We start from the raw sequence: 20,690 nt of genomic DNA, 5'->3' as shown, positions 1-20,690 counted from the left end.
GTGAACCTGACATCCCTCGCCCCCTTGTTGGTGGCGGTGCCGCTGGCGAGCGCGGCGGTGCTGCTGCTGCTCGGACGAGCGGCCGACCGCTGGGGCCACTGGCTCGGTGTGCTGGCCTCGGCCGCCTCCTTCGTGATCGGCGCGCTGCTGCTGATCGAGCTGCTCGGCCGCGATGCCGCCGACCGCGGGATCGGCGTGCACCTGTTCGACTGGATCTCGGTGGGCCGGTTCAGCCTGGCCGCCGGGCTGCAGATCGACCCGCTGTCGCTGACCTTCGTGCTGCTGGTGACCTTCGTCGGCACGCTGATCCACATCTACTCGGTGGCCTACATGGCCCACGACGACTCCCGCCGCCGGTTCTTCGCCTACCTGAACCTGTTCATCGCGGCGATGCTGATCCTGGTGCTGGCGGACTCCTACCTGCTGCTGTTCGTCGGCTGGGAGGGCGTCGGCCTGGCGTCCTACCTGCTGATCGGGTTCTGGAACCAGCGCCCGGAGTACGCGGCGGCCGCCAAGAAGGCCTTCGTGGCCAACCGGATCGGCGACATCGGCCTGCTGGTCGCGATGGGGCTGCTGTTCAGCCAGCTCGGCTCGCTGGACTTCCACACCGTGAACGCCGGCGTCGGCTCCGGTGCGGTCTCCACCGGGATGCTCACCGCGATCGGCCTGATGCTGCTGCTGGCCGCCTGCGGCAAGTCCGCGCAGTTCCCGCTGCAGTCCTGGCTGGGTGACGCGATGGCCGGCCCGACGCCGGTGTCCGCGCTGATCCACGCCGCCACCATGGTCACCGCCGGTGTGTACCTGATCGTGCGCTCGGCGCCGGTGTTCGAGGGTGCGCCCACCGCGCAGCTGATCGTCACCATCATCGGGGCGATCACGCTGGTGCTCGGGGCGATCATCGGTTGCGCCAAGGACGACATCAAGAAGGCGCTGGCCGCGTCGACCATGTCCCAGATCGGCTACATGGTGCTGGCCGCGGGCCTGGGCCCGATCGGCTACGCGTTCGCGATCTTCCACCTGGTGACGCACGGCTTCTTCAAGGCCGGGATGTTCCTGGGCGCCGGGTCGGTGATGCACGGCATGGACGACACCACCGACATGCGGCACTTCGGTGCGCTGCGCACGTCGATGGTGATCACCTGGGCCACCTTCGGCCTGGGCTGGCTGGCGATCCTGGGCGTGCCGCCGTTCTCCGGCTTCTGGTCCAAGGACAAGATCATCGAGTCCGCCTTCGTGGTGCCGGAGGGTGCCGGCGAGTGGCGGGCCTGGGTGTTCGGCATCGTCGCCCTGGTCGGCGCCGGGATCACCGCGTTCTACATGTCGCGGATGTTCTTCATGACCTTCCACGGCAAGGCGCGCTGGACCGACAACAAGGCCCAGGCGAGCGCCGAGCGGCCGCTGCGGCACCCGCACGAGTCGCCCTGGCTGATGACCGTCCCGATGATCATCCTGGCGATCGGCTCGCTCGGACTCGGCTTCGTGCTCCAGCTCGGCGGCGGCTTCACCACCTGGCTGGAGCCGGTCACCGGGCACGTGGAACACCACGAGCCGGTGCTGTCGGTGCCGGTGATCCAGATCGCCACCCTGGTCGCGGTCGCGATCGGCCTGGTGCTCGCCTGGCGGCAGTACGGCGCCCTGCCGGTGCCGACCACCGCCCCGAAGGGCTCGGTGCTCACCCGGGCCGCCCGGGTGGACATGTACCAGGACACCGTCAACGATGCCCTGCTGGTCCAGCCCGGCCAGTACCTGACCCGGTCGCTGGTCTACGGCGACCGCTCGGTGGTGGACGGCGCGTTCACCGGCCTGGGCAAGCTCACGGTCGGGATCGGCCAGGTGCTACGCAAGCTGCAGTCCGGTTACGCCCGGCAGTACGCCGCGACCATGCTGATCGGTCTCGTCGTGCTGGCCGTCGTCGTCCTGGCTCCGCGGATCTGAGGGAGAAGAACCGTGCTCACGCTCACCCCCGCCGCGACGGTCGCCGCCGACGTGCCCTGGCTGACCATGCTGATCGTGTGGCCGCTGATCGGCGCCGCACTGCTCTGGCTGCTGCCCAAGCCCGCCGGATCGGCCACCGCCGGTCCGCGCCGGGTCCGGGAGATCGCCCTCGGCTTCGCCCTGGTCGAGGTGGTGCTGGCGGTCGTCGCCGGGATCACCGCCTTCGGTGGCGGCGCCTCGTCCGACAGCTACCAGCTCTACGAGCAGCACCAGTGGATCCCGCAGTTCGGGGTCTCCTACGCCCTCGGCGTCAACGGCGTCGGCATGCTGCTGATCGGCATGGCCGTGGTCCTGGTGCCGCTGGTCGTGCTGGCCGCCTGGAAGGAGCAGGGTTCCCAGGACGGCGCCAGCAACCGGCTCCGGCACTACCTGGCGCTGGTCCTGGTGCTCACCTCGTTCATGGTCGCGGTCTTCGCCGCCCGGGACCTGTTCCTGTTCTACGTGCTGTTCGAGGCGATGCTGATCCCGGTCTACTTCATGATCGGGGCCTTCGGCGGACCGCAGCGGCGCTACGCCGCGGTGAAGTTCCTGCTGTTCTCCCTGGCCGGTGGCCTGGTGATGCTGGTCGGCGTCATCGTGCTCTACCTGAACGGCCCCGGCGGCAGCGAGGGCTTCCTGATCACCAGCCTCACCGGCCTGGACCTGCCCACCGGGACCGGCCGCTGGCTGTTCCTGGCGTTCTTCCTGGCGTTCGCGATCAAGGCGCCGATGTTCCCGGTGCACTCCTGGCTGCCGGACGCCGCCGAGCAGGCCCCGGCCGGCACCTCGACGCTGCTGGTCGGCGTGCTGGACAAGGTCGGCACCTTCGGGATGCTGACCCTGTGCCTGCCGCTGTTCCCGGAGGCGTCCCGCTGGGCGGCCCCGGTGATCATCGCGCTGGCCCTGGTGTCGATCTTCTACGGCGCCCTGTTGGCCCTCGGACAGCAGGACATGTTCCGGCTGGTCGCCTACACCTCGGTGTCGCACTTCGGGTTCATCGTGCTGGGCATCTTCGCCTTCACCAGCACCTCGATCGGCGGCTCGTCGTTCTACATGGTCAACCACGGCCTGAGCACCGGCGGGCTGTTCCTGCTGGTCGGCTTCCTGGTCGCCCGCAAGGGGTCGGCGCGGATCGCGGACTTCGGCGGGCTGCAGCGGATCACCCCGGTGCTGGCCGGGACCTTCCTGGTGATCGGGCTGTCCGCGCTGTCGCTGCCGGGCCTGTCGACCTTCGTCAGCGAGTTCCTGGTGATCGTCGGCACCTTCGGCACCCACCGTCCGGCCGCGATCATCGCCGCGGTGGCCGTGGTGCTCGCCGCGCTCTACGTGCTGTGGACCTACCAGCGGGTGTTCACCGGTCCGGTCCGCGACGACCTGGCCGGCACCCGTGACCTGTCCGGCCGGGAACGCTGGGTGGTCGGGCCGCTGATCGCGCTGATGCTGGTGCTGGGCTTCTACCCGGCCCCGGCGCTGCACCTGGTGGACGAGCCCGCCACCAGCACCATCACGCAGGTGGGCGTCACCGACGCCCCGGATCTGGTCACCGCTGGTGACGAGGGGAGCGAGCAGTGACCTTCAACGCTCCGGACATCGCGTGGGCCCAGCTCACGCCGGTGCTGTTCCCGCTCGGCGCGGCGGTGATCGGGGTGCTGGTCGAGGCCTTCGCGCCCCGGGCCACCCGCCGGCCGATCCAGCTCGCCCTCACCCTGCTCGCCCTGCTGGGCAGCATCGTGTCGGTCGGCCTGCTCTGGAACGACGTCAAGGACACCGGCGGCACCGACGTGCTCGGCGGCTCGCTCCTGGTCGACGGGCCGACGCTGGTGATGCAGGCCGTGATCGCGCTGCTCGCCCTGCTGGCCGTGCTGATCGCCGCGGACCGCACCTCCACCGGCGAGGACGCCTTCGCCCCGCAGGCCGCCTCGGTGCCGGGATCCGGCTACGAGGAGTCCGCCCGCCGGGCCGGGCTGCAGCAGACCGAGATCTACCCGCTGATGCTGTTCGCCACCGGCGGCATGATGATCTTCCCGGCCACCGGCGACCTGCTGACCCTGTTCATCGCGCTCGAGGTGCTGTCGCTGCCGCTGTACCTGCTGACCGGGATGGCCCGCCGCCGTCGCCTGCTCAGCCAGGAGGCGTCGATGAAGTACTTCCTGCTCGGCGCGTTCGCCTCCGCACTGCTGCTGTTCGGCATCGTGCTGCTCTACGGCTACTCCGGCTCGATCCGGTACAGCGACATCGCCGCCGCGGTGCCCGCCGTCACCGGGATGGACGGGCTGCTGCTGGTCGGCTCGCTGCTGGTGCTGATCGGCCTGCTGTTCAAGGTCGGCGCGGTGCCGTTCCACTCCTGGACCCCGGACGTCTACCAGGGCGCCCCGACCCCGATCACCGGCTTCATGGCCGCCTGCACCAAGGTCGCCGCCTTCGGCGCCCTGCTGCGGGTGTTCTACACCGTGGTGCCCGGCATGCGCTGGGACCTGGAACCGATGATGTGGACCGTCGCGATCGCCACCATGGTGGTCGGCACCGTGATCGCCCTGGTGCAGACCGACGTCAAGCGGATCCTGGCCTACTCCTCGATCGCGCACGCCGGCTTCGTGCTCACCGGCGTGATCGCCCTGGCCCAGAGCGGCATCACCGCGGTGCTGTTCTACCTGCTGGCCTACGGCGCGGCCACCGTCGGCGCCTTCGGCATCGTCTCCCTGGTCCGGGAGCGGGGCACCGCCTCCGCCGCGGTCCCGGAGAACGCCGCCGCCACCCTCGGTGCCGCGGTCGCCGCCGGTGTCCTGCCCGCCGGCTCGGACACCCCCGGCGTCACCGGCCCGGCCGCCGATGACCAGGACGAGGCCGACGCCCCGGTGCTCGGCGAGGCCACCGACATCTCGCAGTGGGCCGGCCTCGGTCGCACCCACCCCGTGCTGGCCGGCACCTTCGCCCTGTTCCTGCTGTCCTTCGCCGGGATCCCGCTCACCGCGGGCTTCACCGGCAAGTTCGCCGTGTTCGCCGCGGCGGTGGACGGCGGCGCGTGGCCGCTGGCCCTGATCGGCGTCCTGGCCTCCGCCGCGGCCGCGTTCTTCTACGTGCGCCTGATCGTGCTGATGTTCTTCACCAGCCCGCACGGCGGCCCGCTGTCCGACACCGACGACGAGGCCGGCGGTCGCCCCCGCACCGTCGTGGTCACCTCCCAGGGCTTCGCGGTCGCCGCCATCGCGATCTGCGCGGTGCTGACCGTCCTGCTGGGCGTGCTGCCCGGGCCGGTGCTGGAGGCGATCTCCCAGGTGGCGGTCTTCCTGCCCTGAGCCGCGTACCCTCGATCACTGACCGCCGCCCCGTGCCACCCGCGCGGGGCGGCGGTCGCGCGTCAGTTCTGCCCTCAGCCGTCCGGCCAGATAGGTTCGTCCCGTGACATCCCCGACCGCCCTGCCGCTCGCCGACCCGGCCCTCGCCGAGCGGATCGCGGGTCGACTCGACCTGGTCGAGAGCCGCCTGCACGACGCCGCCGCCTATGCCGATCAGCTGGTGGACGATGCCGCACACCACCTGGCCGACGCCGGGGGCAAGCGGCTGCGCCCGATGCTGACCCTGCTGGCGGCCGAACTGGGCGACGGTTCCCGGGACGAGGTGCTGGACGCGGCCGTGGTGGTGGAGCTGACCCACCTGGCTTCGCTGTACCACGACGACGTGATGGACTCCGCCCCGCTGCGGCGCGGCGCCCCGGCCGCGCACGAGGTGTGGGGCAACTCGGTGGCGATCCTGGTCGGGGACCTGCTGTTCTCCCGGGCGTCCACCACGGTGGCCGGGCTCGGGCCGGAGGCGGTCAAGATCCAGGCCGGGACGTTCGAGCGGCTGTGCCTGGGCCAGCTGCACGAGTCGATGGGCCCGGCCGAGGGCGACGACCCGGTGCAGCACTACCTGCGGGTGCTGGCCGACAAGACCGCCTCGCTGATCGCCACCTCCGCCCGGCTGGGTGCGATGTACGGTGGCTGCGACCAGGCCACGGTGGAGACCGTCGCGGCCTTCGGCGAGCGGATCGGGGTGGCGTTCCAGCTGGCCGACGACGTGATCGACCTGTCGCTGGACGGGACGCTGTCCGGCAAGACCCCCGGCACCGATCTGCGCGAGCAGGTGCCGACCATGCCGGTGCTGCTGCTCCGCGAGCGGGCGGCCCGGGAATCCCGGCCGGCCGACCTCGCGCTGGTCGAGCTGTTGGACTCCGACCTGTCCGCGGACCAGGACCTGGCCCGCGCGGTGGCCGAGCTGTCCGCGCACGAGGTGGTCGAGGAGACCCGGGCCCGGGCGCTGGCGCTGGTGGACGAGGCGGTCGCCCTGCTCGACCCGCTGCCGGCCGGGCCGGTGAAGGACTCGTTCATCTCCTTCGCCGAGGCGCTGGTGAATCGGGCGTCCTGAGACCACGCCACGAGGGCCCCGCACCGGTGATCCGGTGCGGGGCCCTCGTCGTGGTGCGAGTCAGTCCTCGTCGGTCAGGGCGAGCGCGATCCGGACCATGTCCTCGCGGGGGACGACCTTGACCCGCTCGCGGCCTTCCCGCTCGCCCAGCGTGCGCTCGTAGGCGTCCAGCAGCTCCCAGCCGTCCCAGTGGATCGGCCGGGCGCCACGGGCCCGCAGGAAGTCGAGCACGGCCTCCGGGTCGGGCTCGGTGGCGGCGCGGAACGACTCGGCCGCGGCGTCCTCGACCAGGTGCTCGATGGTCTCCTTGGCATCGGACTTGGTGTGGCCGATCAGGCCGACCGGGCCGCGCTTGATCCAGCCGGTGGTGTACACCCCGGGCACCGGGTCGCCGTCGACGTCCACCACCCGGCCCTCCCGGTTGGCGATCACCCCGCCCTGCTCGTCGAAGGGCACGTCCACCACCGGGGAGCCGAAGTAGCCCACCGCGCGGTAGACCGCCTGCACCGGCCAGTCGTGGAATTGCCCGGTGCCGACCACGGTGCCGTCGCCGGTGAGCACGGTGCGCTCGGTCCGCAGGCCGACCACCTTGCCGTCCTCGCCCAGCACCTCGGCCGGGGCGTGCAGGAAGTGCAGGTGGATCCGCCGGCTCGCGGTCAGCTCCTCCGGCTCCTTGAGCGTCCAGTCGGTGAGGGTCTTGACCACCTGCTTGGTCTGGTTGGACGAGCGGATCGCCGCCTGGGAGCCCTCGTCGAACTCGAAGTCCTCCGGGTAGACGATCACGTCGACGTCGCGAACGTGGCCCAGCTCGCGCAGCTCCAGGCTGGAGAACTTGGCCTGCGCCGGGCCGCGCCGGGCGAAGACGTGCACATCGGTGATCGGGGAGGCCGCGAGCACCTGGTGCACATTGGCCGGGACGTCGGTGGCGGCCAGGTCCTCGGCGTGCTTGGCGAGCATCCGGGCCACGTCCAGCGCGACGTTGCCGGCGCCGATCACGGCGACCTCGCGGTCGTCCAGCGGCCAGCTGCGCGGCACGTCCGGGTGCCCGTCGTACCAGGAGACGAAGTCGGCGGCGCCGTAGGACCCGTCCAGGTCGATGCCGGGGATCGGCAGGTCGGCGTCCTTGATCGCCCCGGTGGCGAAGATCACCGCGTCGTAGTGCCGCCGGACGTCCTCCAGCTTGAGGTCCACGCCGTAGTCGACGTTGCAGATCAGCCGGATGTCACCCCGTTCGAGCACCTTGTGCAGGGCGGTGATGATCTGCTTGATCCGGGGGTGGTCGGGGGCCACGCCGTAGCGGACCAGTCCGAACGGGGCGGGCAGCCGCTCGATCAGGTCGATGGACACGTCCAGTCCGGAACGGGACAGGATGTCCGAGGCGTAGATGCCCGCGGGTCCGGCGCCGATCACGGCGACCCGGACGGGACGGTGGGAGCTCACGCGGCTTCCTTCTCTCTCGACGAGGACGTGGCGCCGCGCGACGCTCCGGCGACCGAGTCCGGGTCCGGACGTCCAGGTCGCCGCCCTGCGGCCGCGGGCTGTGACCAGTCTAGGCGGGCCGGGCAAGGGTGCCTCCGCTCGCCAATCGCCGTCGAACTCCTGCCAACGGCCGGATGCGGTCCGGGGTGGGTCGGCGGCCGGGGTTACGGTTCGGCCTGTGAGCACGACACCCACCCCGACCCTGGATCCCCGTGGCCTGGCCAACGGCACGGCCGCCTACCTGCTGTGGGGCGTGCTCCCGCTGTACTTCACCCTGCTGGTCCCGGCCGGCCCGGCGGAGATCATCGCGCACCGGGTGCTGTGGTCCCTGGTGTTCTGCGCGGTGGTGCTCACGGTGGGCCGCGCGTGGGGTGCGTTCGGCACCGTGCTGCGCTCTGGCCGGACCCTCGGGGTGCTGGCGGTGGCGGCGGTGCTGCTGGCGGTGAACTGGCTGACCTTCGTCTACGGGACGCTGTCCGGTCACGTGGTCGACGCGGCGCTGGGCTACTTCATCAACCCGATCGTCACGGTCGGGCTGGCGGTGCTGGTGCTGCGCGAGCGGCTGCGCCGGTTGCAGTGGATCGCGCTCGGGATCAGCGTGCTGGCGGTGGTGGTGATCACGGTCGGGGTCGGGCGGCTGCCGTGGGTGGCGCTCACCCTGGCGTTCTCCTTCGGGTTCTACGGGCTGCTGAAGAACCGGGTCGGCCGGTCGGTGGGCGCCGCACCGTCGCTCGCGGTGGAGACCCTGGTGCTGGCACCGGTCGCCGCGGGGTACCTGATCTGGCTGACCGCGATCGGTGACAGCAGCTTCGGCCACGCCGGCACCGGGCAGGCCCTGGCCCTGGTCGGCACCGGGGTGGTCACGGCGCTGCCGCTGCTGCTGTTCGGCGAGGCCGCCCGCCGGCTGCCGCTCAGCGTGGTCGGGATGCTGCAGTACCTGGCGCCGATCCTGCAGTTCCTGATCGGGGTGACCGTGCTGCACGAGACCATGCCGCCGGCCCGGTGGTGGGGCTTCGCGCTGGTCTGGGTCGCGCTGGTGCTGCTGACCATCGACGGGGTGCGGGCGAGCCGGGCCCAGCGGCTGAGCCGGGTCCAGGAGGCGACGCTCAGCCCGCGGTGAACCGCCGCAGGAAGTCCCGGGTGCGCTGCTCGCGCGGTTCGACCAGCACCTGCTCCGGCGGGCCCTGCTCCAGGATCCGGCCCTGATGCAGGAAGCACACCTGGTCGGCCACATGCCGGGCGAAGCTCATCTCGTGGGTGGCCAGCACCATCGTGGTGCCCTCCGCCTTCAGCTCCTCCAGCAGGCCGAGCACCTCGCCGACCAGTTCCGGGTCCAGGGCGCTGGTCACCTCGTCCAGCAGCATCAACGCCGGCTGGCCGACCAGGGCCCGGGCGATCGCCACCCGCTGCTGCTGGCCGCCGGACAGCTCGTCCGGGAAAGAGTTGGCCTTGGCGGCCAGCCCGACCCGGTCCAGCATCCGGGCGGCCCGGTCGCGCGCCTCGGCCCGGTCGAGCTTGTGCACGAGCCGTGGCGCCAGGGCCACGTTGTCCAGCACCCGCAGGTGCGGGAACAGGTTGTAGGACTGGAAGACCATCCCGATCCGGGCGCGCACCGCGTTGGCGTCCACCCGCGGGTCGGTGATCTCCTGCCCGGCCATGGTGATCGCGCCGTCGTCGACCTCCTCCAGCAGGTTGATGCAGCGCAGCAGGGTCGACTTCCCGGACCCGGAGGACCCGATCAGCACGACGACCTGGTGCTCGTGCACATCCAGCGACAGGTCGTCCAGCACGACGTGGTCGCCGAAGGCCTTGCGCACCCGGTCGATCCGCAGCAGCGGCTCGGTGCCGTTCATCGCATCGCCCCCGCACCGGCCAGGCCGCTCTGCGAGCCCAGCCAGCCGCCCCGCTTGGCCAGCGCGTCGGTGAACCGGGTCAGCGGGATGGTCAGCAGCACGAACAGCACCCCGGCGACCACATAGGGCGTGAAGTTGGCGTACTCGGCGGTCTTGAGCTGGGCCGCGCGCACCGCGTCGATCGCACCCAGGATCGAGATCAGACCGGAGTCCTTGGACAGCGAGACCAGGTCGTTCAGCAGCGGCGGGATCACCCGGCGCACCGCCTGCGGCAGCACCACGTGCCGCAGCGTCTGCCCGCGGGTCAGCCCGAGCGAGCGGGCCGAGGCGATCTGCGAGGGGTGCACCGACTCGATCCCGGCCCGGAACACTTCGGCGACATAGGCCGAATAGGTCAGCACCAGGGCGATGCCGCCGAGCACCACCGCCGAGGTCGGGATGCCCTGCAAGCGCAGCCCGGGCAGCCCGAAGCCGACCAGCAGCAGCACCAGGATCAGCGGCAGCCCGCGGAACACGTCGACGTAGCCGGTGGCCAGCGCGCGCAGCGGGAAGAACGCCGGGCCGCGCAGGGTCCGGGCCAGGGCCAGCAGCATCGCCAGCACCACGATGATCACCGCGCAGACCACCATCACCCGGACGTTCAGCCACAGCCCTTCCAGCACCTTGGGCAGCGACTCCCAGGCCACGTGCGGGTCCAGGAACGACTTGCGCACCCGAGGCCACCCGGGCGAACTGACCAGCGCCAGCACCGCCACCGCGGCCACCAGCACCGTGCTGACGATCGCCACCAGCACCGAGCGGCGGGCCCGGCCCTTGCGGAAGGCGTCCCGTTCGAGCTGACGCGCCGACGGCGCCCAGGCGGAGGCCCGGGCGCCGTCGGCGGAGGTGCTGGTCATTACTTCAGGACCGGGGCACCGGCGGCGTCGGTGAGCCACTCGGCCTGCAGGTCGTCCAGCGTGCCGTCCTCGCGCAGCGCGTCCACCGCCTCGGTGACCGGCTCGGTGAGCGGGGAGTCCTTGTCCAGCACCAGGCCGAACTGGTCCGGGTCGTCACCGGCCGGCAGCTGACCGACCAGCACGCCGTCGTCCAGCTCGGCCGCGGTGATGTAGAGCGCGGTCGGCAGGTCGACGATGATCGCGTCCACCAGGCCGGAGGTCAGCGCCTGCTTCACCTGGTCGTTGTCGTTGAACACCTGGATGTCGGTGTCCGGTTCGATCGTGTCCTGCGCGACCTGCAGGCTGGTGGTGCCGACCATCGCGCCGAGCTTGACGCCCTTGAGGTCGGCCAGGCTGCTCGCCTCCGCCGCCGGGCTGCCCTCGACCGTGACCACGGCCTGCGCGGTGTCGTAGTACGAGGAGGAGAAGTCCAGGTTCTCGGCCCGCTCCGGGCTGATCGACACCTGGTTGATCGCGAAGTCGAAGCTCTTGGCGCCCGGCGCGATGATCTGGTCGAAGGTCACGGTCACCCACTCGACCTGGTCCGCGTCGTAGCCGAGCTGCTCGGCCACCGCGTAGGCGACCGCCGACTCGTAGCCCTTGCCGTTGCTGGGGTCGTTGTCCACGATCCACGGCTCGTAGGCCGGGTCGGAGGTGCCGATGGTCAGCACACCGTCGGTCAGCGTCTGCAGCGCGCCGTCGGTGGCGGTGGCACCGCCGCTGCTGTCGTCGTCGGCCGGGGCACACGCCGCGAGCGCCAGGGCGCTCGCAGCGGCCAGGGCGAGAATGCGGGTGCTACGCACGAGGGTCTCCTCGGGGGACGGGGCCGGCGGCCCGGTGGTCGCGCGCGCGTGATGGCGCGCGAAGGGCCAGGGTAGGGGAACCGGGGCGGGGCCTGCGGCGTTGTCTCGGGGAACGGAGCGCCCTCACCCGCGCTCCCCGGCGAGGGAAGGACGACCATGGGCCACCGGCACTACAACGGGCTGAAGACGGCACTCCTGTTCGGCGTGCTGTGGGCGGTGCTGCTCGGCATCGGTGCCCTGGTGGCGGGCGGTCGCTACATCTGGCTGTTCGCGGTGTTCGGCCTGCTGAGCACGGCCTACTCGTACTGGAACTCGGACAAGATCGCGATCCGCGCCATGCACGCCCGCCCGGTCTCCGAGATCGAGCAGCCGGTGATGTACCGGATCGTGCGCGAGCTCTCCACCGAGGCCCGCCAGCCGATGCCCCGGCTGTACGTGTCGCCCACCGCCGCCCCGAACGCCTTCGCCACCGGCCGCAACCCGCGCAACGCCGCGGTCTGCTGCACCGAGGGCATCCTGCAGATCCTGGACGAGCGCGAACTGCGCGGCGTGCTGGGCCACGAGCTGATGCACGTCTACAACCGGGACATCCTCACGTCCTCGATCGCCGCCGCGGTGGCCGGCGTCATCACCTCGATCGCCCAGATCGCGCTGATCTTCGGCGGGGGCAACGACCGCGAGCGGGGTGGCAACCCCTTCGCCGCGCTGCTGATGGCCCTGCTCGCCCCGCTGGCCGCCACCATGATCCAGCTCGCGATCAGCCGGACCCGCGAGTACGACGCCGACGAGGACGGCGCCAACCTCACCGGCGACCCGCTCGCCCTGGCCTCCGCCCTGCGCAAGCTCGACGCCGGCACCCAGGCCCGCCCGCTCCCGCAGGACCGCGACCTGGTGGACGTCTCGCACCTGATGATCGCCAACCCGTTCAAGGGCGCCGGGGTCGGCAAGCTGTTCGCCACCCACCCGCCGATGGGCGACCGGATCGCCCGGCTGGAGCGGATGGCGGGGGATATCGGCGGGATCACGCGGTACTGACCGGCCGGTCGCGGCCCGCGCCGGTGCGAACCGCGACCGCGTGGCTCAGCGGTAGTTGACGAACTGCAGCGCCGCGTCGATGTCGTCCGCGCCCTTGAGCAGCGCGATGACCGCCTGCAGGTCGTCGCGGCTCTTGGAGGACACCCGGACCTCCTCGCCCTGGATGACGGTCTTGACGCCCTTGGGGCCCTCGTCGCGGATCAGCTTGGCCACCTTCTTGGCGTTCTCCGAGGACAGGCCCTCCTTGAGGGTGCCGGTGAGCCGGTACTCCTTGCCGAACGCCTTGGGGTCGCCGTCGCCGGTGTCGATCGCCTTGAGCGAGACGCCGCGCTTGATCAGCTTGGTCTGGAACACGTCCAGGACGGCGCGGACCCGCTCCTCGGAGTTGGCGACCATCAGGACGCTGTCGCCGCTCCAGCTGATCGAGGCGCCGACGTCCTTGAAGTCGTAGCGCTGGGCGATCTCCTTGGCGGCCTGGTTCAGCGCGTTGTCGACCTCCTGCCGGTCCACCTTGCTGACGACGTCGAACGACGAGTCGCTGGCCATGACTACCTCCTGCGATGACGGTCTGGTGCGGTGCGGGACCCGGTCCGCCGTGGCCGGATGTCACGGGAGGGTCCGAACCCTTGCTATCCTTCCATCCGCACGCAGGTCGTACCGACCGGCGCGCCACCCTTGGCGGGTTACCCAAGCGGCCAAAGGGGGCTGACTGTAAATCAGCTGGCACTGCCTACGGGGGTTCGAATCCCTCACCCGCCACCCTCGACAGGGCGTCCTCCTCACGGAGGGCGCCCTGTTCTGGTCTGCGGGGGAGTGCGTGGCCCGTGATCTCCGGGCGGGCCTGCGGGGGAGGGCGCGACGATTTCACTCCGCGCCGAGGGCCGTGTAGTGTTTCCCGCGCTGCCCCGATAGCTCAGTCGGCAGAGCGTCTCCATGGTAAGGAGAAGGTCAAGGGTTCGATTCCCTTTCGGGGCTCTGTGATGTGACACGGGCCAGGACCTCGTGGTCCTGGCCCGTGCCTCATCCCTGGCGGGGTAGCTCAGTTGGTCAGAGCGCACGACTCATAATCGTGAGGTCGCGGGTTCAAGCCCCGCTCCCGCTACCACGCATGAACCAGCGCGTCGGCCGGCGCGCATCAGCAGAACACGGCGCCACTGGCGCGGAGGGTGGCACGAACATGGCCAGCAAGAGCTCGGACGTCCGTCCGAAGATCACGCTCGCGTGCACGGAGTGCAAGGAGCGGAACTACATCACCAAGAAGAACCGTCGGAACAACCCCGACCGGCTCGAGATGAACAAGTTCTGCCCGCGCGACGGCCGCCACACGCTGCACCGCGAGACCCGCTGACGCTGACGATCAGCCGTGGCCGTCAACCCTGAGTTCGCCGGGCGGGAGTACCCGCCGAACGAGCCGTACGAGGTCGGCCGCGTGAAGCTCCGCGAGTTCGCGGAGGCCGTGGGGGCCACGCACCCCGCGCACACCGATCCCGCCGCCGCCCAGGCGCTGGGCTACCCGGACGTGATCGCTCCGCCCACCTTCGCGGTGGTGGTGGCGCAGCGTGCCGAGGCTCAGCTGATCCAGGACCCGGCGGCCGGGATCGACTTCAGCCGGGTCGTGCACGCCGACGAGCGCTTCGTGCACCACCGCCCTATCCACGCCGGTGACCGGCTGGTGACGGTGCTGCACGTCGACGCGATCACCGAGCGTGCCGGGTTGTCGATGATCACCACCCGCTGTGTGATCTCCGCCGAGTCCGGTGAGCCGGTGGCGTCGGTCACCTCCACCCTCGCGGTGCGGGGGGAGGACGCCTGATGCCCGCTCTGAGCGAGCTGGCCGTCGGCCAGGAGGTCGCCCGCCGCACCATCGCCGTGGACCGGTCCCGGCTGGTGCGCTACGCCGGCGCCAGCGGTGACTTCAACCCGATCCACTGGAACGAGCGGTTCGCGACCGAGGTCGGCCTGCCGGGCGTGATCGCGCACGGCATGTGGACGATGGGTGCCGCGAGCTCGGTGGTCGCCGACTGGCTCGGCGACCCGGGCGCGATCGTGGACTACCAGACCCGGTTCGCCCGGACCGTGCCGGTGCCCGACCCTGGTGCCGCCGAGGTCGAGGTGGTCGCCGCGGTGGGTGCGCTGGACCCGGAGTCCGGCACTGCCCGGATCGACCTGACCGTCACCTGCGACGGTGCCCGCGTGCTGGCCAAGTGCCAGGCGCTCGTCCGGCTGTCCTGACTCAGGCGGCCGGCGCCGGGCCGGTGGTGGTGCCCACCCGCAGCCGCACCGGCAGCACCTGATCGGCGGGGTGCTCCCCGGCCAACAGCTCCCGCACGGCCCGGCCGACCACGGCTCCCTTCTCCGCGATCGGCTGCACCACGGTGGTGAGCACGTCCGGGGTGAGCCAGGGCAGGTCCAGGCCGTCGAAGCCGGCGATCGAGACGTCCTCTGGCACCCGGAGACCGAGCTCTCGGGCACCGATCACCACGCCGGAGGCCAACAGGTCGGACTGGGCGACGATCGCGGTCGGCCGTTGGTCGGCGGGCAGGTCCAGTAGGGCGTGCGCGGCCGCCGTGCCGTGCTCGACCAGTGAGGCGGGCGTCTCATACACCGCGACCGGCTCCACCCCGGCGTCCCGCAGACCGGCCAGCCGGCGCTCGGCGATCTTCCACCGGATCGCGCGCTGCCGGTCCGGGTCGGCCACCGCGGCGCGCCGGTCCGGGCCGAACGGCAGGGTGACGGTGGCGATCCGGCGGTGGCCCAGGTCCAGCAGGTGCCGGGCGGCCTCGGCCACCCCGTCGCGGTCGTCGATCCCGATGGTGACGATGTCGTCCAGCTCGTGGCCCTCGACCACCACCGCCGGGATGCCGCGCCGGCGCAGCGCCTGCAGGGTCGGGTCCTCGCTGCTGCCGCCCCAGATCATCACCGCCACGTCCATCGCGGCGGACTCGATCAGCGGGTCGACGGCCGGCTCGTCCGGGCCGGTGGGGCCGGGTATCAGCAGCACCCCGAGCCCGGCCGGGGCGATGGTGTCCACCAGGCCGTCCAGCAGCTGCACCGAGACCGGGTCGCGGAACGAGCGTTTGAGGGCGTCCCCGACCACCACGCCGACGATGCCGGAGCGGCCGGACCGCAGCTGGCGGCCGAGCGGGTTGGGGCCGGAGTAGTCCAGGTCCTTGGCGGCGGCGAGCACGCGCTCCCGGGTGGCGTCGGCGATCGGCCCGGCGCCGGAGAACGCCAGGGACGCGGTGGAGACGGACACCCCGGCGCGCGCGGCGACGTCGGCGAGGGTGGGGCGTGGCGACACCGGGTCTCCTGCCTGCCGGGCGGCGGGCCCGGCGCTGGATGCATGGCCTGGCGCCGGTTCGCCCGCCGCCGAGCGGGGGGACGATGTTGACGCCGTTGCCAGGGTACCCGCAGACTGGTCGGGTCCCTCTAATCGATTCGATCCACCCGCTCGGGGCCGGGTTCGAATCGATTCGATCGCCTCAGGAGTTCGCCGTGACCACCCCGCGCCGCCCGCGCCCCGCCACCGGGCAGCTCCCGCGCCCGCGCCCGCCCCGTGGCGAGCGCGCTCCGGTCGATCCGGTGGTGGCCCGGGCCCGTCGGCTGCTGCTCGGCCTGTTCATGCTGACCGGCCTGATGTTCTCCTCCTGGCTGGCCCGGATCCCGGCGGTGCGGACCGCCCTCGGGATGAGCGAGGCCGAGCTCGGCGGCATCCTGATCGCCGGGTCGGTCGGGTCGCTGGCCACGGTCTCGCTGGCCGGCTGGCTGGTCACCCGGTTCGGCGGCCGGCTGGTGCTGTACCTGTCCACCGCCGCGTTCTCGGCCGCCTACGTGCTGATCGGGCTCGGCCCCACCCTGCACTCGGTGCCGGTGCTCGCGGTCGGGATCTTCCTGTCCGGGTCGGCCTTCGCGCTGGGCAACGTCCCGCTGAACGTGGAGACCGCGGCGGTGGAGCGCCGGATGGGCCGCACGGTGCTGCCGCAGTTCCACGCGGCGTTCTCGATCGGGTCGGTGGTGGGCTCGGGCATCGGGGCGCTGGCCGCGCACGCGCAGGTGCCGCTGCTGGTGCAGTTTGTGGTGACGGCGATCGTCGGTGCGGTGTGGCGGCTCGCGTCGGTGCCGGGGGCGGTGCTGGACTCGCTGCCGCCCGGCCCCGAGCAGCGCGCCGCCGCGCGGGCCGCCCGGGTGGAGGCCGCCACCGCGCCGGGCCGGGCAGGGGTGCTGGGCCGGACGCTGCGGCTGCGCGGGGTGCGGGCCACCGCCCGCCCGGGATCCGCGCTGCACGCCTGGCGCGAACCGCGCACGCTGCTGATCGGCGTCGTGATCATGTCCGCCGCCCTGTCCGAGGGGTCGGCCAACGACTGGCTGGCGCTGGCGGTGGTGGACGGCTTCGAGCAGACCGAGGCGATCGGCGCGGCGATGTTCGGGGTGTTCGTCGGGGCGATGACTGCGGTGCGGCTGCTCGGCACCACGCTGATCGACCGGTACGGCCGGGTGGTGGTGCTGCGGGTCTCCGGGGTGGTGTCGCTGGCCGGGCTGGTGCTGTTCGGCTTCGCCCCGACCCTGCCGCTGGCGGCCGTCGGCATCATCGCCTGGGGCTTCGGTGCGGCGCTGACCGTGCCGATCGGCATCGCCGCCGCCTCGGACGACCCGCTGCGCGCCGCCGCCCGGGTGTCGGTGGTCAGCTCGTTCAGCTCCACCGCCTCGCTGGCCGCCCCGCCGCTGCTCGGCCTGGCCGCCGAGGCGATGGGTGCCCGGCACGCGCTGCTGCTGATCACGGTGTCGATGGTTACCAGCGTGCTGCTGGCCCGGGTGGTCGCTCGCCAGGAGCAGCCCGCACCTGCCACCCTCGAACCTGCCCGTCCATGAACCGAGAGCTCTGACGATGACGTCCACCCACCCCCAGGTCCGCGCGGCCTCCGTTGCCGTGTTCGCGGTCTTCGCGCTGAGCGGCGCCAACTTCTCCAGCTGGGCCGCCCGGTTGCCCGCGGTCCGGGACGGGCTCGGCCTGCAACCGGCGCAGATGGGCCTGCTGCTGCTGGTCGGGTCGATGGGCTCGATCGTCGCGCTGCCGCTGTCCGGGCTGATCGTGACCAAGCTGGGCGCGGCCCGCACCGTGCTGGCCTTTGCCGTGCTGAACGCCTGCGGGTACCTGCTGGCCGCCGTCGGGGTCGGTCTGGGCCAGGTGCCGGTGGTGGCGGTGGCGCTGGTGCTGTGCGGGGTGGGTACCGGGGTCTGGGACGCCTCGATGAATCTGGAGGGCGCGCTGGTCGAACAGCGGCTCGGCCGCACCGTGATGCCGCGGTACCACGCCGGTTTCTCGGTCGGCACGGTCGCCGCGGCCGGGGTGGCGGCAGTGGCGGCGGGTGCGAAGGTGCCCGTGTGGGTGCACCTGCCGGTGGTGGTGCTGCTGTCCACGGTCGGGGTGTTCGTGGCCACCCGGAAGTTCCTGCCCGCCGGGCACGCCGAGGCCGCCGCGGCCCACCCGTCGGACGGCCCGCGGCAGTCGGTGTTCGCCGCCTGGCTGGAGCCGCGCACGCTGCTGATCGGCCTGGTCATCCTGGCCGCCGCGCTGACCGAGGGTGCGGGCAACGACTGGCTGAGCCTGGCGGTGGTGGACGGCTTCGACCAGAGCGACACGATCGGGGCGGTGGCGTTCGGGATCTTCGTCGCGGCGATGACCACGATGCGCTTCCTCGGCACGGCGCTGCTGGACCGGTTCGGCCGGGTGGCGGTGCTGCGACTGTGCGCCGGGCTGGCACTGGTCGGGCTGCTGGTCTTCGGCCTGGTGCCGCGGGACCTGCTCTGGCTCGCGGTGATCGGCGCGGTGCTGTGGGGGATGGGTGCGGCCCTCGGGTTCCCGGTCGGGATGAGCGCCGCCTCCGACGACCCGCTGCGGGCGGCGGCCCGGGTGTCGGTGGTGTCCACCATCGGCTACACCGCGTTCCTGGCCGGCCCGCCGCTGCTCGGCCTGCTCGCGGACCATGTGGGCTACCGGCACGCGCTGCTGGTGATCGCGGTGCCGATCGTGATCGGGCTGCTGGTGGTCAAGGCGGCCGCGCCGCCGGAGCCGGTGAACCGGCCTACCGTAGGGGCATGACCGCCACCACCCGCAGCGCCACCCTCGCCGACCTGACCACCCTCGCCGTGGGCGGCCCGGTCCGGGAACTGGTCGAGACCGACACCGAGCAGGAGTTCATCGACGCGATCCGGGCCGCCGACACCGACGGCACCCCGCTGCTGGTGATCGGCGGCGGGTCGAATCTGCTGGTCGACGACGAGGGATTCGACGGCGTGGTGGTCCGGGACACCCGGCAGGGCTTCACCGTGCCGGACCACTCGGCCTGCGCCGGGGTCACCCTGACCGTGCCGGCCGGCACCCGGTGGGACGACGTGGTCGAGCACTGCGCGGGCGTCCGGCTGAAGGGGATCGAGGCGCTCTCCGGCATCCCGGGATCCACCGGCGCCACCCCGGTGCAGAACGTCGGCGCCTACGGCCAGGAGGTCGCCGAGACCATCGCCACGGTGCGGGTGTGGGACCGCGAGCGCAGCCGGGTGCGCACCCTGCCGCTGGTCGACCTGACGTTCGGCTACCGCACCTCGCTGCTCAAGCAGTCGATGCTGACCGACCCGCAGGACCCGGCCACCCCGTGGTTCCCGACCCCGCGCTACGTGGTGCTGGACGTGACCTTCCAGCTGCGGGTGGCCCAGCTCTCCGAGCCGATCCGCTACGCCGAGCTGGCCCGGACCCTGGACATCGCGGTCGGTGAGCGGGCGCCGCTGCCGGAGGTGCGGGCCGCGGTGCTCGGCCTGCGGGCCCGCAAGGGCATGGTGCTGGACCCCGCCGACCCGGACACCCGCTCGGCCGGCTCGTTCTTCACCAACCCGGTGCTCACCGAGGCCGAGGCCGCCGCACTGCCCGAGGACGCGCCCCGGTTCCCGGCCGGCGAGGGCCTGGTCAAGACCAGCGCGGCCTGGCTGATCGAGCAGTCCGGCTTCGGCAAGGGCTACGGCCTGCCCGGCCCCGCGGCGCTGTCCACCAAGCACACCCTGGCGCTGACCAACCGGGGCGGGGCGAGCGCGGCCGACCTGCTGACCCTGGCCCGGACGGTGCGCGACGGGGTGGCCGAGCGGTTCGGCATCACGCTGGTGCCGGAGCCGGTGCTGGTGGGCACGGCGCTCTGAGCCAGTCGTCCACCCCGGCGAGCAGCCGCTTCCGGGTGGTGTCCCCGGCCCGGGACGCCCGGATCGAGGACCGCGCCAGCTCGGCCAGGGCATCGTCGTCGAAGCCGTGCACCTCGCGGGCGGTGACGTACTGGTCGACCAGCCGGCTGCCGAACAGCAGCGGGTCGTCCGCCCCGAGCGCCAGCTGCGCCCCCGCGTCCACCAGGGTGCGCAGCGGCACCTGCGCCGGGTCGGCGTAGACCCCGAGCGAGACGTTGGACGCCGGGCAGACCTCCAGGGCGATGCCCGCGTCCACCACCCGGCGCAGGAGCCCGGGGTCCTCACTGGACCGCACGCCGTGCCCGAGCCGGTCCGGGTGCAGGTGGTCCAGCACCTCGGTGACGTGCGCCGGGCCGAGCAGCTCGCCGCCGTGCGGCACCGATGCCAGCCCGGCCCGGCGGGCGATGGCGAAGGCCGGGCCGAACTCGGCGGTGTCGCCCCGGCGCTCGTCGTTGCTCAGCCCGAAGCCGATCACCTCGCCCGGTCCGTCGCCGGCGTGCTTGGCGGCCAGCCGGGCCAGGGTGCGGGCGTCCATCGGGTGCCGCATCCGGGAGGCCGCGACGATCACGCCGACCTCGGTGCCGGTGTCCCGCCAGGCGGCGCGGGCCTCGTCCAGCACGATCTCCAGCGCCGGGGTGATCCCGCCGACGCCGGGGGCGTAGGAGGTGGGGTCGACCTGGATCTCCAGCCGGCCGGAGCCCTCGGCGGCGTCGTCCACCGCGGCCTCGCGCACGATCCGGCGCAGGTCGGCCTCCCCGCGCACGCAGGCGCGGGCGGCGTCGTACAGCCGTTGGAACCGGAACCAGCCGCGTTCGTCGGCCGGGACCCGCAGGCCCTCGCCGTCCAGCAGGGTGGCCGGCAGCCGGATGCCACGGTCGGCCGCCATCTCGGCCAGGGTGGACACCCGCATCGAGCCGGTGAAGTGCAGGTGCAGGTGCGCCTTCGGCAGAAGGGCGAGGTCGCGCATCGAAGGATGATGCCCG

19 protein-coding genes and 3 tRNA genes are annotated in these 20,690 nt (G+C 72.4%); 15 read left to right on the top strand and 7 right to left on the bottom strand.

All coding sequences use genetic code 11. The features are described 5' to 3' along the window. The 4 genes from nuoL (at position 1) to HGA03_RS02840 (ending at position 6,378) form a co-directional block, all read left to right on the top strand. Positions 1–1,935, top strand: coding sequence for an NADH-quinone oxidoreductase subunit L (nuoL, locus tag HGA03_RS02855; protein WP_373307680.1), 1,935 nt, complete (start codon positions 1–3; stop codon positions 1,933–1,935). Between the two features lie 12 nt (positions 1,936–1,947). Then, complete coding sequence (locus tag HGA03_RS02850; RefSeq protein ID WP_275407593.1) at positions 1,948–3,546, top strand: NADH-quinone oxidoreductase subunit M; 1,599 nt, start codon at positions 1,948–1,950, stop codon at positions 3,544–3,546. Next, the gene (gene nuoN / locus HGA03_RS02845) at positions 3,543–5,270 is read left to right on the top strand and encodes an NADH-quinone oxidoreductase subunit NuoN (RefSeq protein WP_168628668.1); all 1,728 of its coding nucleotides are present in this window, start codon (positions 3,543–3,545) and stop codon (positions 5,268–5,270) included. Before HGA03_RS02850 ends, nuoN begins: the two co-directional genes overlap by 4 nt. A 103-nt stretch (positions 5,271–5,373) precedes the next feature. After that, complete coding sequence (locus HGA03_RS02840; protein WP_168628667.1) at positions 5,374–6,378, top strand: polyprenyl synthetase family protein; 1,005 nt, start codon at positions 5,374–5,376, stop codon at positions 6,376–6,378. Between the two features lie 60 nt (positions 6,379–6,438). On the opposite strand, the gene HGA03_RS02835 is transcribed toward HGA03_RS02840, so the two are convergent. Continuing rightward, positions 6,439–7,818 (bottom strand): FAD-dependent oxidoreductase, encoded by a 1,380-nt coding sequence (locus tag HGA03_RS02835; protein ID WP_168628666.1) that lies wholly within the window; start codon positions 7,816–7,818, stop codon positions 6,439–6,441. 217 nt (positions 7,819–8,035) lie between these two features. On the opposite strand from HGA03_RS02835, the gene rarD reads away from it, so the two are divergent. Further along, a complete protein-coding gene (rarD, locus tag HGA03_RS02830) occupies positions 8,036–8,977 on the top strand; it encodes an EamA family transporter RarD (RefSeq protein WP_239073574.1) in 942 nt (313 codons plus the stop codon). Here rarD and HGA03_RS02825 read toward each other — a convergent pair. Genes HGA03_RS02825 through HGA03_RS02815 form a run of 3 tightly spaced genes read right to left on the bottom strand, consistent with a single transcriptional unit; the run spans position 8,964 to position 11,448 of the window. Beyond that, positions 8,964–9,710: an amino acid ABC transporter ATP-binding protein gene (locus tag HGA03_RS02825; protein ID WP_168628664.1), complete on the bottom strand. Its 747-nt coding sequence runs from the start codon at positions 9,708–9,710 to the stop codon at positions 8,964–8,966. The two genes, rarD and HGA03_RS02825, sit on opposite strands and share 14 nt — an antisense overlap. Beyond that, positions 9,707–10,606 (bottom strand): amino acid ABC transporter permease, encoded by a 900-nt coding sequence (locus HGA03_RS02820; RefSeq protein ID WP_168628663.1) that lies wholly within the window; start codon positions 10,604–10,606, stop codon positions 9,707–9,709. The genes HGA03_RS02825 and HGA03_RS02820 overlap by 4 nt, the downstream gene beginning before the upstream one ends. Beyond that, positions 10,606–11,448: an ABC transporter substrate-binding protein gene (locus tag HGA03_RS02815; protein ID WP_168628662.1), complete on the bottom strand. Its 843-nt coding sequence runs from the start codon at positions 11,446–11,448 to the stop codon at positions 10,606–10,608. The genes HGA03_RS02820 and HGA03_RS02815 overlap by 1 nt, the downstream gene beginning before the upstream one ends. 156 nt (positions 11,449–11,604) lie before the next feature. Here HGA03_RS02815 and htpX point away from each other — a divergent pair, with 156 nt between their 5' ends. Continuing rightward, complete coding sequence (gene htpX, locus HGA03_RS02810; RefSeq protein WP_168628661.1) at positions 11,605–12,483, top strand: zinc metalloprotease HtpX; 879 nt, start codon at positions 11,605–11,607, stop codon at positions 12,481–12,483. 45 nt (positions 12,484–12,528) lie between these two features. Here the strand turns inward: htpX and HGA03_RS02805 are convergent, their stop codons facing one another. Next, positions 12,529–13,029, bottom strand: coding sequence for a YajQ family cyclic di-GMP-binding protein (locus tag HGA03_RS02805; RefSeq protein WP_168628660.1), 501 nt, complete (start codon positions 13,027–13,029; stop codon positions 12,529–12,531). A gap of 131 nt (positions 13,030–13,160) precedes the next feature. On the opposite strand from HGA03_RS02805, the gene HGA03_RS02800 reads away from it, so the two are divergent. The 6 genes from HGA03_RS02800 (at position 13,161) to HGA03_RS02775 (ending at position 14,715) form a co-directional block, all read left to right on the top strand. Further along, a tRNA-Tyr gene (locus HGA03_RS02800) sits at positions 13,161–13,242 on the top strand. A gap of 143 nt (positions 13,243–13,385) precedes the next feature. Beyond that, a tRNA-Thr gene (locus HGA03_RS02795) sits at positions 13,386–13,458 on the top strand. A 53-nt stretch (positions 13,459–13,511) separates the two neighbouring features. Beyond that, positions 13,512–13,588, top strand: a tRNA-Met gene (locus tag HGA03_RS02790). A gap of 72 nt (positions 13,589–13,660) precedes the next feature. Beyond that, positions 13,661–13,831 (top strand): 50S ribosomal protein L33, encoded by a 171-nt coding sequence (rpmG, locus tag HGA03_RS02785; RefSeq protein WP_168628901.1) that lies wholly within the window; start codon positions 13,661–13,663, stop codon positions 13,829–13,831. 15 nt (positions 13,832–13,846) lie between these two features. Continuing rightward, positions 13,847–14,296 (top strand): FAS1-like dehydratase domain-containing protein, encoded by a 450-nt coding sequence (locus HGA03_RS02780; RefSeq protein ID WP_168628659.1) that lies wholly within the window; start codon positions 13,847–13,849, stop codon positions 14,294–14,296. Beyond that, a complete protein-coding gene (locus tag HGA03_RS02775; RefSeq protein ID WP_168628658.1) occupies positions 14,296–14,715 on the top strand; it encodes a MaoC family dehydratase in 420 nt (139 codons plus the stop codon). Before HGA03_RS02780 ends, HGA03_RS02775 begins: the two co-directional genes overlap by 1 nt. A gap of 1 nt (position 14,716) precedes the next feature. Here HGA03_RS02775 and HGA03_RS02770 read toward each other — a convergent pair whose 3' ends face one another. Further along, entirely contained in the window at positions 14,717–15,784 is a 1,068-nt protein-coding gene (locus HGA03_RS02770) for a LacI family DNA-binding transcriptional regulator (RefSeq protein WP_168628657.1), read from the bottom strand. 194 nt (positions 15,785–15,978) lie between these two features. Between HGA03_RS02770 and HGA03_RS02765 the strand changes: the two genes are divergently transcribed. From HGA03_RS02765 to HGA03_RS02755, 3 genes are read left to right on the top strand one after another with little or no spacing between them, the layout of a single operon-like run. After that, a complete protein-coding gene (locus HGA03_RS02765; protein WP_239073573.1) occupies positions 15,979–17,352 on the top strand; it encodes an MFS transporter in 1,374 nt (457 codons plus the stop codon). A gap of 16 nt (positions 17,353–17,368) precedes the next feature. After that, entirely contained in the window at positions 17,369–18,583 is a 1,215-nt protein-coding gene (locus HGA03_RS02760; protein ID WP_168628656.1) for an MFS transporter, read from the top strand. Beyond that, positions 18,580–19,668 carry a UDP-N-acetylmuramate dehydrogenase gene (locus HGA03_RS02755; protein ID WP_168628655.1) on the top strand — a complete coding sequence of 363 codons (1,089 nt, stop codon included), beginning with the start codon at positions 18,580–18,582 and terminating at the stop codon, positions 19,666–19,668. Before HGA03_RS02760 ends, HGA03_RS02755 begins: the two co-directional genes overlap by 4 nt. Here HGA03_RS02755 and HGA03_RS02750 read toward each other — a convergent pair. Continuing rightward, positions 19,625–20,674, bottom strand: a complete 1,050-nt coding sequence (locus HGA03_RS02750) for an adenosine deaminase (protein WP_168628654.1) — start codon at positions 20,672–20,674, stop codon at positions 19,625–19,627. The genes HGA03_RS02755 and HGA03_RS02750 overlap by 44 nt on opposite strands. Positions 20,675–20,690 lie beyond the last annotated feature (16 nt).

The organism is Cellulomonas denverensis (assembly GCF_012396125.1).
Lineage (GTDB): Bacteria > Actinomycetota > Actinomycetes > Actinomycetales > Cellulomonadaceae > Cellulomonas > Cellulomonas denverensis.
The sequence above is the reverse complement of the archived record's forward strand: the minus strand, read 5'-3'. Positions and strand labels throughout refer to the sequence as shown.

Coding starts and splice junctions, on each gene's coding strand:
- HGA03_RS02750 (WP_168628654.1), bottom strand. CDS start 20,674: ATGCGCGACCTCGCCCTTCTGCCGAAGGCGCACCTGCACCTGCACTTC.
- htpX (WP_168628661.1), top strand. CDS start 11,605: ATGGGCCACCGGCACTACAACGGGCTGAAGACGGCACTCCTGTTCGGC.
- HGA03_RS02825 (WP_168628664.1), bottom strand. CDS start 9,710: ATGAACGGCACCGAGCCGCTGCTGCGGATCGACCGGGTGCGCAAGGCC.
- HGA03_RS02760 (WP_168628656.1), top strand. CDS start 17,369: ATGACGTCCACCCACCCCCAGGTCCGCGCGGCCTCCGTTGCCGTGTTC.
- HGA03_RS02820 (WP_168628663.1), bottom strand. CDS start 10,606: ATGACCAGCACCTCCGCCGACGGCGCCCGGGCCTCCGCCTGGGCGCCG.
- rpmG (WP_168628901.1), top strand. CDS start 13,661: ATGGCCAGCAAGAGCTCGGACGTCCGTCCGAAGATCACGCTCGCGTGC.
- HGA03_RS02755 (WP_168628655.1), top strand. CDS start 18,580: ATGACCGCCACCACCCGCAGCGCCACCCTCGCCGACCTGACCACCCTC.
- HGA03_RS02805 (WP_168628660.1), bottom strand. CDS start 13,029: ATGGCCAGCGACTCGTCGTTCGACGTCGTCAGCAAGGTGGACCGGCAG.
- HGA03_RS02775 (WP_168628658.1), top strand. CDS start 14,296: ATGCCCGCTCTGAGCGAGCTGGCCGTCGGCCAGGAGGTCGCCCGCCGC.